Below are 17,037 nucleotides of genomic sequence, written 5' to 3' on the forward strand. Positions count from 1 at the left end.
GTCTTCGCGCCTTCCGCTCCAATGCTGCGGACGCTGGATACAAAACGCCTGCTATTGCTCAATACTTAATTGAAAAAGAGATTCGCCCCGCTTTACCTTATACACGCCTTGTACAAAGGATGGTTATCTAAGAAAACGGACAAGTTCTTGAATATAGGACAACTACTAAGGTAGGTTATCGGCAGTACTTTTCAAATCCTGCAAAGTGTAAGGATTGCCCACTTCTATCTCAATGTACTCAAAGCCAAAAGCATCAAAAGCTCATCCAACGGCATGTTTGGGAAGAGTATCTTGAAGAAGCAGATCACCTTCGCCATACAGATGAGAATAAATTGATATATGCACGTCGTAAAGAATCAATTGAACGTGTATTTGCAGATGCAAAAGAAAAGCATGGTATGCGATGGACAACTTTAAGGGGCCTTAAAAAATTGTCCATGCAGGCGATGCTTACTTTTGCTGCCATGAATTTAAAAAAGATGGCGACATGGATTTGGGATAAACCAAAAATGGCATAAAAATTGACCCCGGAGGGGTCAGTTTGAATACAAAACTATAGTAAAAAAGGTCATAATTAGAAAAAGGCACCCGAATGTGGAACCTCGTAATGCCTTTTGTCTATAATCTGAATCGGTTTTATTAACCGATTTTTTTATTAGCTAATTTACTTTGCATATTTCAATTGGACAGTCTTCACAATCAATTTCCCTGCGTAAAAAGTGGATATCATGAATGGTAATCATACCTTTATCAATCGAAATTATTTCAGATTTCCGAAGCTCACTTAGCAAACGGTTCACGACTTCTCGTGAAGTGCCGCAGAAATTAGCCAATTCTTGGTTTGTTAACGGCAAATCAATGATAATTCCTTTATTGGTTTTTATTCCGTAGCTGTTACTGATTCGGATTAAAGTGGAATACAACGCTCCTTTTTTACCATGTAATACTAGGTCACGAAATTTTGTCTGCGTTTTGAGATATTGTTGGTTCATCCATTGAATTAATTCAAAAGCAAGCGGAAGATTTAGCGAGAGTTTTTCCTCAAGTTCACTTTTCATAATGACAGCCACTTCACCGTTTTCAATTACTCGGCCGCTTAACAGGTATTTTGATGCAGGTGAAAATAGGTTGATTTCTCCCAAAAAGTCTCCACTTGAACACATTCTTAATGTCAATTCTCGTCCATCCGGAATGATTTTGCTTAGCTGAACTATTCCGTTTTGAACTATATATAGTTCATCCGCCGGCATCCCTTCCTGGAACAAAAAAGTACCTTTTTTCAATTTTCTTGTGTGGTGGACCGTTTCAAATAAATGGGATAATGTGACGGGAAGTTCTTTGGTTAATTGCATGTAAATGACCACCTTTAGGCATAATTGTCAGAGCTTAACAAGTTGTAGCATACTTTGGGATATCTCTAGAAATTACTATAATTATATTGATAATGAAGAATAATTCGCAATATATGTGAAATAAGTTCATATAATCGTCAAAATTATGGTTTTTATTTCTTAGGAAATAATTATTGTCGAATAATGAAAATGCAAGAACTTCCTTTTATGGACTGGGCACAAACGGAAATAATATGGATGTAAGCAAAGGAGGGAATGGAATGGGTCAAAATCGTCAATTTCGGTCGGGACAAAAAGCGCCTAATAATGGCATTTATGTTGAAATAGGTGACACTGGGAGCCCTGTTGTTAATCCAAAAAGGCTTAAGTTAAAAGCTGGTGACCGTTTTCCTGAAACATCTAATGACGAACGCCTTTGGACATACGCACGAAAACCATAAAGAAAAAGTCATCCATTTGGATGGCTTTTTATATGAATCAGTCCAATGAAAGAGTGTTGATCTTAAGATCTATGTTGATTAGGCAATAAACCAAAATTTACAAGTAATCTTTCATTGGTTTATAATAATAATAGGTCAAAATAGGTCAAAGCAGGTGATGAACATTGGATTTAAATCGAATGACAGAGCGGATGCAATCAGGGATATTGGAGGCTCAAGCATTAGCAATCAAAAATAATCATCAGGAAATTGACGAACCTCATTTATTCTTATCATTAATAAGGCAAGAGGATAGTTTGATCACAGCGATTTTACAAAGAATAGGCCTGTCTTCGACACAGGTGGAAGATAAATTGACTGAACTTCTTAAAAAGAAACCACAAGTAACAGGAGGGGGTGCTGAACAAGGAAAACTATATATAACCGGTAAACTCCAAAAGCTACTCGTCAAAGCAGAGGAAATCATGAAGAGTTTTTCCGATGAATATCTTTCGGTCGAACATACCCTCTTGGCAGCGACCCAAACGAATGAATCTGAAATGTACCAGATTATCAGGTCTTACGGGGTAACAACAGATGACGTATTAAAGGTGATAAAGGAAATAAGGGGGAATCAAAGGGTGACTACTCAAAACCCTGAAGCAGGATATGATGCTCTTAAAAAATATGGGAGAGACCTTGTGGCTGAAGTTAAACTTGGAAAAGTTGACCCTGTTATCGGCAGGGATGCGGAAATTCGCAATGTAATTAGGATCCTTTCCCGAAAAACAAAGAATAACCCAGTGTTAATCGGAGAACCTGGGGTAGGGAAAACAGCCATTGTGGAAGGGCTCGCCCAGCGGATTGTTCGAAAAGATGTTCCAGAAGGACTAAAGGATAAAACAATCTTTTCACTGGATATGAGCTCCTTGATTGCAGGAGCCAAATTTAGGGGAGAATTTGAAGAAAGATTAAAAGCAGTCCTCAATGAAATTAAAAAAAGTGAAGGACAAATCATATTATTCATTGATGAAATACACACGATTGTAGGTGCAGGAAGAACAGAGGGGGCTATGGATGCGGGGAATATGTTAAAGCCGATGCTAGCCCGGGGTGAACTCCACTGTATTGGTGCAACTACACTCGATGAGCATAGGAAGTATATTGAAAAGGACCCAGCATTAGAACGACGGTTTCAACAGGTCCTTGTGCAAGAGCCAAACGTAGAAGATACTATATCCATCTTACGTGGATTAAAAGAACGTTTTGAAGTTCATCACGGAGTAAAAATACATGATCAAGCATTGGTAGCAGCAGCAACTCTATCTGATAGATATATTACTGATCGGTTTTTACCAGATAAAGCAATTGATTTGGTGGACGAAGCTTGTGCGATGATCCGGACGGAAATTGATTCTATGCCGACTGAACTGGATGAAGTAACCAGAAAAGTTATGCAACTCGAAATTGAAGAGGCAGCACTGCTAAAAGAACAGGATGATGTTAGCAAGCAACGATTGGTAGTACTTCAAAAAGAGCTAGCTGACCTTAGGGAGCAGGCAAATGCCATGAAAGCTAAATGGCTTGGCGAGAAGCAAATGATTCAAAAATTGCAGGAAAAAAGAGAACAATTGGAAAAATTAAGACGTGAGCTTCAGCAAGCAGAAGATAAATATGATTTAAACAGAGCAGCTGAACTTCGGCATGGCTTGATTCCAGTCGCAGAAAAGGAAATGAAGGAACTTGAAAAAACTGCTGAACAAGATAATCGGCTTCTACGTGAGGAAGTTACCGGAGAAGAAATCTCAGCTATCGTCTCTAGGTGGACAGGAATTCCTCTCGCCAAACTTGTAGAAGGTGAGCGGCAGAAATTATTGCGTCTGGAGTCCATCCTCCATGAGAGAGTAATTGGTCAAAATGAAGCTGTCAATTTGGTTTCCGATGCCGTCCTTCGCGCCCGAGCCGGAATCAAAGATCCAAAACGCCCAATTGGCTCGTTCCTGTTTTTGGGACCAACGGGAGTTGGTAAGACCGAACTTGCCAAAGCATTAGCAGAGGCATTGTTTGACAGCGAAGATCATATCATTCGGATTGACATGTCGGAGTATATGGAAAAACACGCGGTTTCCCGGTTAATTGGTGCCCCTCCTGGTTATGTGGGGTATGAGGAGGGAGGACAACTGACAGAAGCTGTCAGACGACAGCCATATTCCGTCATTTTAATGGATGAAATTGAAAAGGCACATCCTGAAGTGTTCAATATCCTTCTTCAAGCGTTAGACGATGGAAGAATCACAGACTCTCAAGGCAGGGTTGTTGATTTTAAAAATACGGTTATTATTATGACGTCTAATATCGGGTCCCAATTCATGCTCGAGCACTTTGAAAATGGAGTAGATATTTCTGAGACAGCACGGGAAAAGGTGCTTAGTCAATTAAGAGCCCACTTTCGTCCTGAGTTTTTAAATCGAATCGATGAAACCATTTTGTTTAAACCATTATCATTAGATGAAATTAAAAACATTGTTGTAAAAATGTTAAAAGAATTGCAAAGTCGATTAAGCGAACAGCAAATTACGATAATGGTAGCTGAAGATGCAAAAGAATTTATCGCCGAGAATGGTTTTGATCCAATATATGGTGCAAGACCTCTGAAGCGTTATATTCAAAGAAATATTGAGACAAAGCTTGCCCGTGAAATCATTGCCGGTAAAGTGTATGACGGCTCAACCGTGTATATTGCTGTAGTGAACGGTCAATTAGATTTAACCATTCAATCCTGACCACAAGAAAAAGGTCTTCCCATTGACAATAGGGAAGACCTCTTTCAACACTTTTAATGTTTTTGTACTGGTTCGTTAGGAATAATTGCAGTGACAACGAAAATTAAGACGGTCACAACAACAGAAAGAATAGCGCCTGTAACTAGGTTAACTTCAACACCTGACATTGAACTAACTACATATGTAAGCATTTCCGTCAAAAGAAAAGTCCAAAAAAATGTCCAAAAAACCCGCATATGATTTCACCTGCCTATTATACTCCTTATAATATTACCATAAGAAGTTGAAATAATAAAACAATTAAATGCAGTATCTGAGGAAAAATAGGCAAATTCCCTTTCAACTTAACGGATTGCGCATACGATATATGGTGAGGAAATATGTAAAAGGAGATATACCAATGGAAAGTCGGAGTTTTCTGATCGGAAACCAATGGAATATAATCTATTATCCTGAAAAACCAACTGGGTTTGGGGTTTTGGTAATTGGCGATGAAAGGCATTTTGTGGACGAGAATAAATGTTTTTGGACTCAAAATGAAGGAAAACTGGCGATTATTAACGAGTTAAAGGAGAAAGGGTACACGATATTTTCCTCCAATTTATATGGGCGCAGTTGGGGAAGCGATGCAGCAGTGGAACTGGCGGAGCGATTATACCACCATGTCATAAGAAGCGAAATTCTGAATAATAAGATTCATATCTTAGCAGAAGGAATGGGAGCTTTAACCGCAGTAAGGTTAATGGAGAGACTAGAGGGAAATATCCGTTCCGTCATATTCCTTAATCCAATCCTTTCATTAAAATATCATCTTGAACAAGAAAAAGAGCATAAATTTTTTTATAAAAAGTTAATGCGCGAACTTGTGGAAGCTTATCAAACGGAAAAGTATACACTTGAAAGCACCATTCTTAATGCAGAGGATACAGTTTCCTTAGATGGAAAAATACCTATTCAAATCATACATGTATTATCAGGAGGCAGGTTGTATAACCAGTCTAAACAATATCAAAAGATTCTCAAAAATACTGATGTTAGCCCATACTTTATTTTGCCGGAAAAAAAACCGCATTTGGGAAATATCTGTACTAAATTTTTTTCCAGTCATGAGGCGATTTTATAACCTCCTTTCTTCTCCTAGAAATAATTCCTTCAAACAACGCATAGGATGGGTTTATGGAGGTACGGGGAGGAAATGCTTATGGACAAGGCAGTTATTATTGATGGATTTGACTTTTTGAGTTTTCATCTATGTAAAGCAATATTAGGTAAAGGCTTTGAAGTGGAAGGGATTAATATCCAGGCACATCATCGTACTCAATTCTTGGAGGAAAAAAGACTCGAAGTGGGAAGAAATGCAAACTTTAGTGATTATTCCTTTGCTGATTGGGGGAAGTCCTCCATTAATAACAGTAACACTACTATGATTATCTCTATCTATGATTTCTTTACTTTACGAAAAGAGTCCATTTTAGCTGAGTTAGACTTTCATTCTGTCTTGAAGGCTGTAGAGAAAAATAAAAACCCTTTAGTGATTTTGGCACCCATACAAATGGTAACAGATTCTGATAACAAGGGAATTTCCGCTTTTTCACATCAGGCAGAGGACCTGGTAAAGGATTTGAAAATCGTTTATCTGCCAACAGTATATGGTCCATGGCAGCCAGTCGATTTTTTATTTCAACGAGTCATCTCTGAACAAATCAAAAACAATATACAGCCATCTAATCGCGAATGGACGGGAGATGCGATATTCGTGGAGGATGCGGCAGAGTCAATTATGCATATAATTGAAGCTGAACAGCCCGGTCAGTATATTCTTGAAAGCGGAAGGGAAAATGCATGGGAAGAATGTGCCCGACAGTTAGGGGTAGAACAATCAAATTGGCAGTCTTCCATTTATGATGTACCAGAAACTGTAACTAGAATCCCATTGAAAAAACGTACTAACATAACAGAAGCTCTTGTCAGGCTAAGAGACCACACTAATCGAGTCTCATATACGAGCGATTATTAGTGAAACTCTCTATAAAAGTGAAAACATTAGTAAAAGAGCTGCGGCATTGGAAGCCCAGCTCTATTTTTTGCTCAATACCTTCTGAATATAGGGATAAGCTTTTTTAAATAATGGCTTTAACCCATTAACAGATTCCACTAGCGTATCAATGTGGTATATTAGCCTTTCCAGGTCAATTCCCGATTGATTATAGGACCTGTTTTGTAACGAATTTCTTACAGGGAATAAATTGATTTGCGGCCTTGTCGATCGATGCTGTTGGCCAAACATTAGTGCAGTAAAGGGATCTATGTTTTGCCCTTCTTCTATATCTCCGGATTCCTCGTTTTCGAAGATACCCTCTTGATCATTTTGTATTGGTGCTTCTGTCTCCTCCACTTCAATCAAACCTCCAAGGAACTATTTTCTAATTTAGCATATGAATATTTCCCTAAAAGGAATGGATATTAGCGGATAGTATGAATTGTTACAGTTGCTAAAAGTAGCTTGAATTTGATAAAATTAGTACCAAGTCATAATATTTGATATTAGTATTTGAATTAATATGCTGAGTCAATCTAAAGGAGATGGCATGATGAAAGCTGGTATTGTTGGTATTGGAAGGTATTTACCTGAAAAGGTACTTACAAACTTTGATTTAGAGAAAATGATGGATACATCAGATGAGTGGATTCGAACTAGGACGGGAATTGAAGAAAGACGGATTGCTGCAGATGATGTAGATACTTCTGATATGGCCTTTGCTGCAGCACAGAAAGCTATACAAGATGCTGGGATTACACCAGAGCAGATTGACTTAATACTAGTTGCAACCGTTACGCCAGACACACCATTCCCTTCGGTTTCCTGTAAAATTCAAGAACGATTAGGGGCATGGAAGGCAGCTGCAATGGATATTAGTGCTGCATGTGCTGGTTTTATGTATGGGGTAGTAACGGCTAAACAATTTATTGAGTCACAATGTTATAAATATGTCCTAGTGGTCGGAGTGGAAAAGCTGTCGAAAATTACTGACTGGAATGACCGAAATACCGCTGTTCTATTTGGTGATGGAGCTGGTGCAGCTATTATTGGTCCAGTTTCGGAAAATCGCGGCATTCTCTCCTTTGAATTAGGTGCCGACGGGACTGGAGGAAAACACCTGTACCAGGACGAATATATCATTATGAACGGACGAGAAGTATTTAAATTTGCAGTAAGGCAAATGGGAGAAAGCTGTATTCACGTTCTAGAAAAAGCAGGATTAAAGAAAGAAGATGTCGACTTTCTGATTCCACATCAGGCAAACATTCGGATTATGGAGGCTTCAAGGCAGAGATTAGATCTCCAGCCTGAGAAAATGTCAAAAACGGTTCATAAATATGGAAACACCTCAGCAGCTTCCATTCCGATTTCAATTGTCGAAGAACTTGAAGCAGGAAAAATTAAAGACGACGATATAATTGTTATGGTTGGATTTGGCGGCGGCCTAACTTGGGGAGCGATTGCAATCCGCTGGGGCAAATAATCGGTATTGAAGAGAATATAAAAATGCATAATTTTAATAATAGATTGAAGGAGATGTGGGCATGGAAAAACGAAGGGTTGTCGTAACAGGCGTTGGGGCAGTCACGCCGCTTGGAAACGATGTTGAAACAACTTGGAAAGGGATTTTAGAAGGGAAATCCGGAATTGGTCCATTAACAAGAGTAAATGCTGACGAATATCCAGCAAAAGTTGCTGCAGAAGTGAAGGAATTTAATCCTGAACTATTTATGGATAGGAAGGATGCCAGAAAAATGGACCGGTTTACTCAGTTTGCAGTTGCGAGTGCACTCATGGCTGTAAAGGATGCAAATCTGACCATTGATGAAGAAAATTCCCATCGTGTCGGGGTTTGGATTGGATCTGGAATCGGTGGAATGGAGACATTTGAACAGCAATTCGAAATCTTTCAAAAGCGTGGATATAAGCGGGTAAGTCCGTTTTTCGTGCCGATGCTAATTCCAGATATGGCAACAGGGCAGGTATCAATTATTCTAGGTGCTAGGGGATTTAATTCCTGTACAGTAACAGCCTGCGCAACGGGAACCAATTCGATAGGTGATGCATTTAAAGTCATTCAACGCGGTGATGCTGACGTAATGGTGTCGGGGGGAGCAGAAGCTCCTATAACCAGAATGGCAGTTGCCGGCTTCTGTGCCAATACGGCTCTGTCAACAAATCCAGATCCTAAAACAGCCAGCCGTCCCTTCGATAAAGACCGCGATGGCTTTGTCATCGGTGAAGGGGCCGGGATTGTTGTTTTGGAAGAATTAGAGCATGCATTGGCCAGAGGGGCGAAAATATACGCCGAAATTGTAGGATACGGCGCAACCGGTGATGCTTACCATATTACAGCACCGGCACCAGGAGGTGAAGGTGGGGCTAGAGCGATGAAAATGGCCATCCAGGATGCAGGAATGAGCCCAAGTGATATTGATTATGTGAATGCCCATGGCACAAGCACGGAATACAATGATAAGTTTGAAACCTTAGCTGTGAAAGAAGTATTTGGGGACCATGCCTATCAATTAGCGATGAGTTCAACCAAATCTATGACAGGGCATTTGCTTGGTGCAGCAGGAGGTATTGAAGCTATATTTACGGTTTTAGCGATGAGAGACAGTATCCTGCCGCCAACGATGAACTATCAGACCCCAGATCCTGAGTGTGACTTAGATTACGTCAGTAATGCAGCCCGGAAAAAAGAAGTAAATGCAGCAATGAGCAACTCATTAGGTTTCGGCGGTCACAATGCGACAATCGTATTTAAAAAATATCAATAATCATGAAGGACCAAGTCACAAACTTGGTCTTTTTTTTTTCTAAAAGAGGAATATTCCGAACCCCATAACAGGCATTACATAATATGATGTAAAGCAGTATGACTTTAAAGTGAGGTGCAAAAATGGGGATCGTCCGTACAGACCAATGGTTGAAAGATAATTTTAGTCGCCCACTTAAAATCTGTGAGAAACTGAAACCGTATTTTAGTAAGAAAAGTCCGGATGAAATTTATAACGAACTGTTACATTTCGGAATGTATAGGCCTTCCTTTGGTTCAAGAAATCACCTTAACAGAATGTTGGATTTTAAGGTGTGGGATCGGGTGGAACTCTTGTTTAATAAATACAAACAGAAATGGTCTGGACCTGATATTCCAGTTTTTTTATTTCCGTTAAATCAGCGGGGTGGACTATTTTCATGGAAGGATGATAAAAAGAAAGGCGGAGTCTCATTTGCAGATAAAATGTTTCTTTTTCTATCAGATCATAATGACGAGAAAGAAATCGAAGCACTGCTTGTCCATGAATATCACCATGTTTGCAGACTTCAGAAATCAACTAAAAAATATGAACACTACACATTACTTGACTCCATTATAATAGAAGGTCTTGCTGAGTATGCGGTATTAAAACATTGTGGTGACCAATATCTGGCTGAATGGTGTAATAGGTATTCAGAGGCTGAATTAAATTTATTTTGGGATCGGTTTATAAAAGACCACCTTACCGTAAAAAAGCATGAAAAAGTTCACGATGATTTGTTATTCGGAGGCAGAAGCGTTCCTCCCTTGCTGGGTTATGCATTAGGATATCAGCTTGTAAATAAGTTTTTTGACAATCAGAACTACTCTGTCATACGAAGTTTTAAAATCCCCTCATCCCAATTTTTAGACAATGAGTAATTTGGACTAAAATAAAGGGTATACATTACATTTGAACTATAAGAGACAAGAGATACAAATAGGATTAATTTACCAAATTCACAACATTTGGAGCAAAATATACAGAAAGGAATAATTTAACTGACGTCTGCCCATACTGATTGACAAACAGTACCATTGAAGTGAGGGATAATATGTTATATCTTCATGATGTTTGGGTGAATTGGTTTGAAGGGGAAGAGAACGGGTATAATGTTTGCCACTTTCATGAATGGCGGAAAGATGATGGTGTAGAACTGCTGGACCAAGTTCCACTTTTAAAGGTTGATTCAGAATTGTTCCACTATATTGAAAATGATCTGTCTGAATTGCCTCCACAACTATTGGACGACGTATATCAAAAAGCTTACCTGCGTAAAAATCACGAGAGAATCCAGCTTGAATATTGTTTTGTTGTTACTGATGGAGTCGGCATTTTAGCAGTTGATACCATCGGTTACACGATACCAATTCGAAAAAGCAGGTTAATACCAAGACAAGAACAACTTGTTTACGAAATGATCAGTACACATGAACCAAAAGATTATCCATTCCTACCGCAAGTGAAAGAAAAAGAATTCCATATCCTTTCTCCAGAGCCAGAGTTAATGCTGGGTCTAACAAGGAAGGAAAGACAGTTGAAGCAGCTGTTGTTTATGGCACTAGATCAATTGTTTTCTTCCAACAATGAAGCCGAAATCCGTTACTGGTTTACTGAGTGGTGTCCAGAGCGCTATTCTAGTATTCAGGAATTAAATTTTGCAGAAGCATGGGAACAGTTATATGAAGAGATCAAGTTCGGGTGGTCAAAGCGGCACGAATTGTTCTGTGAAAATATTATTAAAGGACAACCGTTTTTTGAAAAGCTATGGGAAATGGAACATGGTCCTAAAGTAAATTAAAAGCCTGGCCCTGAAGGTATGAAATTCATACTTTTAGGGAGTCAGGCTTTTGTTTTTATTACCGTCTTTTTCGGCCTAGGCCCATTGCATTTTCCATTTTCTTTAGCGTCTTATTTGCAACTTGATTAGCCCGTTCGGCACCGCGGTCCAAAATGGCGTCAAGTTCACTTGATTCAATTAAATGATAATATCTTTCTTGTATCGGTTTAAATACGTTTACAACGACTTCAGCAAGATCGCCTTTGAATTCTCCATAGCCCTTGCCTTGGTATAATTCCTCTAATTCCGAGATGGATTTTTTGCCCAATATAGAATAAATGGATAATAGGTTAGAGACCCCTGGCTTATGTTCCATATCATATTTAACAATTCCCTCTGAATCAGTTACAGCACTTTTAATCTTTTTAATAATTTGATTTGGCTCATCCAATGGAGTGATAAAGGCCTTGTTATTCGGATCGGACTTGCTCATTTTTTTTGTTGGTTCCTGCAAGGACATAATTCTTGCTCCGATTTTTGGAAGGCGAATATCAGGAATCGTCAACACTTCTCTGTATTTTTTATTAAATCTCTCAGCCAGGTCGCGGGTTAATTCCATATGCTGCTTCTGGTCTTCCCCTACAGGTACAACATCTGTGTTATAAAGAAGGATATCAGCTGCCATTAAAGGCGGATAAGTCAACAAGCTAGCTGACACTGCTTCTTTACCGGCAGATTTATCTTTAAATTGTGTCATTCTTTCGAGTTCACCTATATAGGAAACACATTGCATAATCCATCCAGCTTGGGCATGTGCTGGTACTTCGGATTGAATAAATAAGGTTGCCTTGTCAGGATCAATTCCCACTGCAATATATAATGCTGCAAGGCTTCGAATGTTCTTCCGGAGTGTCGCCGGGTCCTGAGGGACTGTAATAGCGTGTTGGTCAACAATACAAAAGAAACAATTATATTCATCCTGGAGTTCGACAAATTGCATCATCGCTCCAATGTAGTTTCCAATTGTAATTGTGCCACTAGGCTGAATGCCTGAAAAAATTGTTTTCATCCTAATTTCCTCCTTAATAATTAGGCTGTGTTATACTATTTTATGATTTTTCCGCTCCAATCAACTGGTTTACATAAATCAATATGAACCTTTAACACAGCCAAAAATAAAAAGCCATCCATCCCAAAAAAATATAGGGACGAATGGCTCGCGGTACCACCCTAATTACTCATGAAGAGTCTCTTAACTCCGATGGCTGTAAAAATATAAATTAGCCCTATCGGATTCCTTTTAACGCAAGGTTACGTCCTTTCCTACTAGCTATTGTTTAGGATTCAGAAAGAAGCTTCGAAGTCCATTCCGTAAAGTGTTCGTGTTTGTTTCCACCAGCCACAAACTCTCTGCATCGAATCGTCAATACGTACTACTCTTCGTCAACGCTTTATTTAAGTTATGCTAATGGTATTATAATGAATTACATATTTACTTTCAAGTTCGTTAACTATAATAAACAAACAAAGCAATAAGCATTAATCCTCCTGTCACGATCCCATATAGAAGGAGAGGCTTATATGGGATGGTCACGATCTCGGATAAAGATGGAATTTCATCAAACCTTCTTTTGGCATGTCCTCTTGAGAAAGCAAAATTAAAGGATTTGCCAATGACATCAAAAAAACCGCCTTGAATCGTAAAAATTAGTAAAGAGAGTAACAAGAAGAAAAATGCAAAGTAAAAAGATATATTGATATAGCTCAATACTGATATATTATGGTAAAAAAGGAATGAAAAGAATAATATCAGAACTTGTATTAACGTTAAGATAATGAAATTTTTCTTATGCTGCTTTTTCACAAAAGTACCTCCAAAACGCTGATATAACAGGGGAAAACAAAGAAAAAAAGCTTTATAAGAGTAAATTATAACACAATTAATGGTAATCTAAACATTATCTTTGTTGCTATTATGTAAATTAATTTTAAAAAAGTAATGTACAACAGAATTAAAATATGTATAATAGAGAATGTAGTAATTTTTCAGAATAATAGAAAAGGGAGGTCTATAAGTGAAGAAATCAAAACTTTCACTACTTCTAGTATTGTCACTAGTTCTTAGCATGTTCCTTGCAGCATGTTCTGGCGGTGATAAAAACGAAGGAAAAGACAAAGACGGTGGAAAAGCCGGAGAAGAAAAACTTGCTGCAAAGCAAGAACTTAATGTTCTTGAATCAGCTGAAATTCCTACTATGGATACTGTCATGGGTCAAGACGTACTTACTTTTACAACGGCCAATGCAGTAAATGAAGGTTTATATCGTTTAGACCCTGATCAAAAGGTAATTCCAGGTGTAGCTCAAGATATGCCATCATACAATGATGACAAAACTGTTTTAACCATCAAATTGAAGAAAGATACAAAATGGTCAAACGGTGACCCTGTTACTGCTAAAGACTTTGTTTATGCATGGCAACGTGCTATTGATCCAAGAGTAGCTGCTCCATATGGTGCATACTTCATGGAAGGTAAAATTAAAGGCGCTAGCGAAATTGTTGAAAAAGCCGATAAAGTAACAGATGCAGATTTACAAAGCTTAGGAATTAAAGCAGTGGATGATTATACATTGGAAATCACGTTAGAAAGAGAAATTCCTTATATTGAGTCTTATCTAACATTCCCACTGTTCTTCCCACAAAACCAAAAGTATGTTGAATCACAAGGTGCAGATTATGCGAAGGATTCTGAACACTTGATCTACAACGGTCCATTCAAATTGGCCAAATGGGATGGTCCTACTGGTTCATCTTGGGTTTATGAAAAGAATGCAGATTACTGGGATGCAAAAAATGTTACTTTAGAGAAAATCAACTTTAACGTATCTAAAGATCCTCAAGCTTCTGCAAATGCCTTCACTGCTGGTGAAGCAGACATTACGCCTAAACTAGCACAAGCTGCTATTCTTTCTCAGTTCGAAGGAACTGATGAGTTATTGAGTTACCAAGAGCCATCCATCTGGTGGTTAAAAATGAACGAAAAGAACCCTGCTTTAGCAAATAAAAACATCCGTAAAGCAATTGCTTTAGCAACTGATAAAAAAGCATTAGTTGATGATGTATTAGCAAACGGTTCTATCGTTGCTGACTTCCTAGTTCCAAAAGGATTCTCTTTTGACGAAGACGGAAAAGACTTCCGTGATACTGCTGGAACTTATTTGAAAGCTGATAAGAAAAAAGCTAAAGAACTTTGGGAAAAAGGTCTTGCTGAAACTGGTTTAAAAGAAGTAACATTTACTTACGTTGGTCAAGATACTGAAACAGCTAAAGTAACTGATGCCTTTATTAAAGATCAATTAGAAACAACACTTCCAGGTTTAAAAATAAACATTGAAAGTGTGCCGTTCAAAATTCGTATCGCTCGTGAAGATGCTGAAGATTACGATTTGTTAATGGGCGGCTGGGGTCCTGACTATGCTGACCCAATGACTTATATGGATTTATGGGTAACTGGCGGTGGACAGAACCATATGAGCTACGGCAATCCAGAATTCGATAAGTTAATTAAAGCAGCTAATGAAGAACTTCAAGGCAAAGAGCGCTGGAAGGCTCTACAAGATGCAGAGAAAATCTTGTTAGAAGACGATGCAGCCATTGCTCCACTTTATCAACGTTCTGTTAATATTTTAATTAACCCTAAAGTCAAGGGCTTTGCACACCATGCCTTTGGTCCTGACTATAGCTATCAATGGATTAAAATTACAGAATAGTAACTATTGCTAACCAAATAAAAAAGAGAGTATATTTAGATATACTCTCTTTTTACCTGTAAGAGAATTGTCGAAAAACGGCGAATTTTATATTAAATTAGGAGGTGCAGGTGATGGCAAAATATATTTTACAACGGATTATTTACATGATTATCACTTTATTTATTGTTGCATCCGTTACTTTTTTCCTCATGAAACTAATCCCAGGAAGCCCGTTTAATAATTTTGAAAAACTCTCAGAAGTCCAACGAAATATTTTGCTTGATAAATATGGGTTGAATGACCCCGTTCCTGTTCAGTATGCAACTTATATGAAGAATATGGTTCAAGGAGATTTGGGAGTTTCCTTTCAGTTTGATAATACCCCGGTTACTGACCTGTTAGCCAAGCGTGTCGGACCTTCCGCTATATTAGGAATAGAAGCTATGATTTTTGGCGGATTGCTTGGCATACTACTAGGAGTTATCGCAGCACTAAAGCAAAATAGCTGGGTTGACTATACTTCTACTTTTATTGCAGTAGTAGGGAAATCAATCCCATCATTTATCTTTGCAGGTCTGTTGCAATACTACGTTGCGGTAAAATTGGGCTGGCTGCCAGTTATGTTTTGGAAGGGTCCTGAATACACAATTCTGCCTTCTATAGCTTTAGCAATGTTTCCATTATCAATTGCTGCTCGTTTTATGCGGACTGAAATGGTCGAAGTATTAGGTTCTGATTATATTACTTTGGCTAGAGCAAAAGGTGCCAGTTATTGGCAAATTAGTATTAAACATGCGTTAAGAAATGCCTTAATTCCTGTTGTTACAGTTTTAGGACCATTGGCTGTAAGCTTAATGACAGGTTCACTTGTTATTGAACAAATTTTTGGTATTCCAGGAATAGGGGAACAATTTGTAAAATCAATTAATATGAACGATTACCCGGTTATTATGGGAACCAATATTTTGTTTGCTGTCTTATTTGTAGTCGTCACATTAGTAGTTGATATTCTGTACGGAATTATTGACCCACGTATTCGACTATCTGGGGGGGGAAACTAAATGACAAATAAAGATATTGTAATTTCAAAAGATCTGTTTGAACCTGCCCATGTAGATCCGTCAAAGAGTGAAAAAATTGCAAAGGCCAGTTTGAACTTCTGGCAAGATTCTTGGCTGAGGATTCGCAAGAATAAAGGTGCAGTTATTAGTATGATTATTCTCATCCTGCTAATTATCATGGCATTTGTTGGACCGTTCCTTACACCTTATGAGTATGACACACAAAATACAAAACACAATAATTTGCCGCCAAGGATTCAAGGCCTTGAAAACGTTCATTGGCTGCCTTTTGACGGTACATTATCCAGGAGAGATGGTACGGAATATAATGCTTATGAAACGCGTAAAGTGGATGCATATTACTGGTTTGGTACCGATAACTTGGGCCGTGATTTATTTGCCCGTGTTTGGAAAGGTACTCAAGTTTCATTATTCATCGCTTTCATGGCAGCATTAATTGATATGCTCATTGGGGTAAGCTATGGTGCTGTTTCAGGGTATATTGGTGGAAAAACTGATAGTATCATGCAGCGGATTATCGAAGTAATCGTTGGTATTCCTAACTTAATTATAGTGGTATTAATGATACTTGTATTGAAACCAGGGATCGTTCCTATTATTGTAGCTTTGACCATTACCGGCTGGACAAGCATGGCACGTGTGGTTCGGGCTCAAGTATTGAAATTTAAAGCGCAAGAGTTTGTATTAGCCTCAAAAACCTTAGGGGCTTCTAATGTTTCTATTATTTTCAAACACATGATTCCGAATATGTTCGGTATCATTATTATCAATACGATGTTTTCAATTCCAAACGCAATATTCTTTGAAGCGTTTTTAAGCTTTATCGGTCTTGGTCTTCAAGAGCCGCATGCTTCATTGGGTACATTGGTAGAGTCTGGTTATAAATCGATGATTGCTTTTCCATATCAAATGATTATTCCATCGATAATGATTGCTTTAATTATGGTATGTTTTAACCTAGTAGCAGATGGTTTACGTGACGCGCTAGATCCTAAAATGCGTGATTAGAAGAGAGGTGAGTGGC

At 38.4% G+C, this 17,037-nt stretch carries 16 protein-coding genes, 1 pseudogene and 1 other annotated feature; of the genes and pseudogenes, 12 read left to right on the top strand and 5 right to left on the bottom strand.

The window, feature by feature from the left end; all coding sequences use genetic code 11:
- Nucleotides 1-518: pseudogene (locus BN2425_RS03950) on the top strand (transposase); the annotation flags it as partial.
- A 141-nt stretch (nt 519-659) separates the two neighbouring features.
- On the opposite strand, the gene BN2425_RS03955 reads toward BN2425_RS03950, so the two are convergent.
- Nucleotides 660-1,352 (bottom strand): Crp/Fnr family transcriptional regulator, encoded by a 693-nt coding sequence (locus BN2425_RS03955; RefSeq protein WP_042455254.1) that lies wholly within the window; start codon nt 1,350-1,352, stop codon nt 660-662.
- Nucleotides 1,353-1,612: 260 nt separating this feature from the next.
- On the opposite strand from BN2425_RS03955, the gene BN2425_RS03960 reads away from it, so the two are divergent.
- Together BN2425_RS03960 and clpB are read left to right on the top strand one after the other, a co-directional pair.
- The gene (locus BN2425_RS03960) at nt 1,613-1,792 is read left to right on the top strand and encodes a YjzC family protein (RefSeq protein ID WP_042455395.1); all 180 of its coding nucleotides are present in this window, start codon (nt 1,613-1,615) and stop codon (nt 1,790-1,792) included.
- 164 nt (nt 1,793-1,956) lie between these two features.
- Nucleotides 1,957-4,554 (top strand): ATP-dependent chaperone ClpB, encoded by a 2,598-nt coding sequence (gene clpB / locus BN2425_RS03965; protein ID WP_042455256.1) that lies wholly within the window; start codon nt 1,957-1,959, stop codon nt 4,552-4,554.
- Between the two features lie 53 nt (nt 4,555-4,607).
- On the opposite strand, the gene BN2425_RS03970 is transcribed toward clpB, so the two are convergent.
- Nucleotides 4,608-4,790, bottom strand: coding sequence for a YjzD family protein (locus BN2425_RS03970; RefSeq protein ID WP_042455259.1), 183 nt, complete (start codon nt 4,788-4,790; stop codon nt 4,608-4,610).
- Nucleotides 4,791-4,954: 164 nt separating this feature from the next.
- Between BN2425_RS03970 and BN2425_RS03975 the strand changes: the two genes are divergently transcribed.
- Nucleotides 4,955-5,677, top strand: a complete 723-nt coding sequence (locus tag BN2425_RS03975; protein ID WP_042455262.1) for a lipase family protein — start codon at nt 4,955-4,957, stop codon at nt 5,675-5,677.
- 78 nt (nt 5,678-5,755) lie between these two features.
- Nucleotides 5,756-6,571 (top strand): Rossmann-fold NAD(P)-binding domain-containing protein, encoded by an 816-nt coding sequence (locus BN2425_RS03980; RefSeq protein ID WP_042455264.1) that lies wholly within the window; start codon nt 5,756-5,758, stop codon nt 6,569-6,571.
- A gap of 60 nt (nt 6,572-6,631) precedes the next feature.
- Here the strand turns inward: BN2425_RS03980 and BN2425_RS03985 are convergent, their stop codons facing one another.
- Complete coding sequence (locus BN2425_RS03985; protein WP_042455267.1) at nt 6,632-6,949, bottom strand: hypothetical protein; 318 nt, start codon at nt 6,947-6,949, stop codon at nt 6,632-6,634.
- A 196-nt stretch (nt 6,950-7,145) separates the two neighbouring features.
- On the opposite strand from BN2425_RS03985, the gene BN2425_RS03990 reads away from it, so the two are divergent.
- The 4 genes from BN2425_RS03990 to BN2425_RS04005 all read left to right on the top strand — a co-directional run bounded on the left by BN2425_RS03990 (nt 7,146) and on the right by BN2425_RS04005 (nt 11,200).
- The gene (locus tag BN2425_RS03990) at nt 7,146-8,078 is read left to right on the top strand and encodes a beta-ketoacyl-ACP synthase III (protein ID WP_042455270.1); all 933 of its coding nucleotides are present in this window, start codon (nt 7,146-7,148) and stop codon (nt 8,076-8,078) included.
- A gap of 61 nt (nt 8,079-8,139) precedes the next feature.
- On the top strand, nt 8,140-9,378 hold the full coding sequence (gene fabF / locus BN2425_RS03995; RefSeq protein ID WP_042455272.1) for a beta-ketoacyl-ACP synthase II: 1,239 nt from the start codon (nt 8,140-8,142) through the stop codon (nt 9,376-9,378).
- Nucleotides 9,379-9,500: 122 nt separating this feature from the next.
- On the top strand, nt 9,501-10,280 hold the full coding sequence (locus BN2425_RS04000) for a DUF2268 domain-containing protein (protein ID WP_042455275.1): 780 nt from the start codon (nt 9,501-9,503) through the stop codon (nt 10,278-10,280).
- 173 nt (nt 10,281-10,453) lie between these two features.
- On the top strand, nt 10,454-11,200 hold the full coding sequence (locus tag BN2425_RS04005) for a YjbA family protein (protein ID WP_042455278.1): 747 nt from the start codon (nt 10,454-10,456) through the stop codon (nt 11,198-11,200).
- 58 nt (nt 11,201-11,258) lie between these two features.
- Here BN2425_RS04005 and trpS read toward each other — a convergent pair whose 3' ends face one another.
- Nucleotides 11,259-12,248 carry a tryptophan--tRNA ligase gene (gene trpS, locus BN2425_RS04010; RefSeq protein WP_042455281.1) on the bottom strand — a complete coding sequence of 330 codons (990 nt, stop codon included), beginning with the start codon at nt 12,246-12,248 and terminating at the stop codon, nt 11,259-11,261.
- 132 nt (nt 12,249-12,380) lie between these two features.
- Nucleotides 12,381-12,635: a binding site (T-box leader), on the bottom strand.
- Nucleotides 12,636-12,686: 51 nt separating this feature from the next.
- Nucleotides 12,687-13,043, bottom strand: a complete 357-nt coding sequence (locus BN2425_RS04015; protein ID WP_042455285.1) for a DUF3899 domain-containing protein — start codon at nt 13,041-13,043, stop codon at nt 12,687-12,689.
- Nucleotides 13,044-13,254: 211 nt separating this feature from the next.
- Here BN2425_RS04015 and BN2425_RS04020 point away from each other — a divergent pair, with 211 nt between their 5' ends.
- The 3 genes from BN2425_RS04020 (at nt 13,255) to opp3C (ending at nt 17,021) form a co-directional block, all read left to right on the top strand.
- Entirely contained in the window at nt 13,255-14,949 is a 1,695-nt protein-coding gene (locus BN2425_RS04020) for a peptide ABC transporter substrate-binding protein (RefSeq protein WP_042455287.1), read from the top strand.
- 113 nt (nt 14,950-15,062) lie between these two features.
- Nucleotides 15,063-15,992, top strand: a complete 930-nt coding sequence (gene opp3b, locus BN2425_RS04025) for an oligopeptide ABC transporter permease (protein WP_042455289.1) — start codon at nt 15,063-15,065, stop codon at nt 15,990-15,992.
- A complete protein-coding gene (opp3C, locus tag BN2425_RS04030) occupies nt 15,993-17,021 on the top strand; it encodes an oligopeptide ABC transporter permease (RefSeq protein ID WP_042455292.1) in 1,029 nt (342 codons plus the stop codon).
- Nucleotides 17,022-17,037 lie beyond the last annotated feature (16 nt).

Origin of the sequence: Neobacillus dielmonensis (assembly GCF_000612665.1) — a bacterium.
Taxonomy (GTDB): domain Bacteria; phylum Bacillota; class Bacilli; order Bacillales; family Cytobacillaceae; genus Neobacillus; species Neobacillus dielmonensis.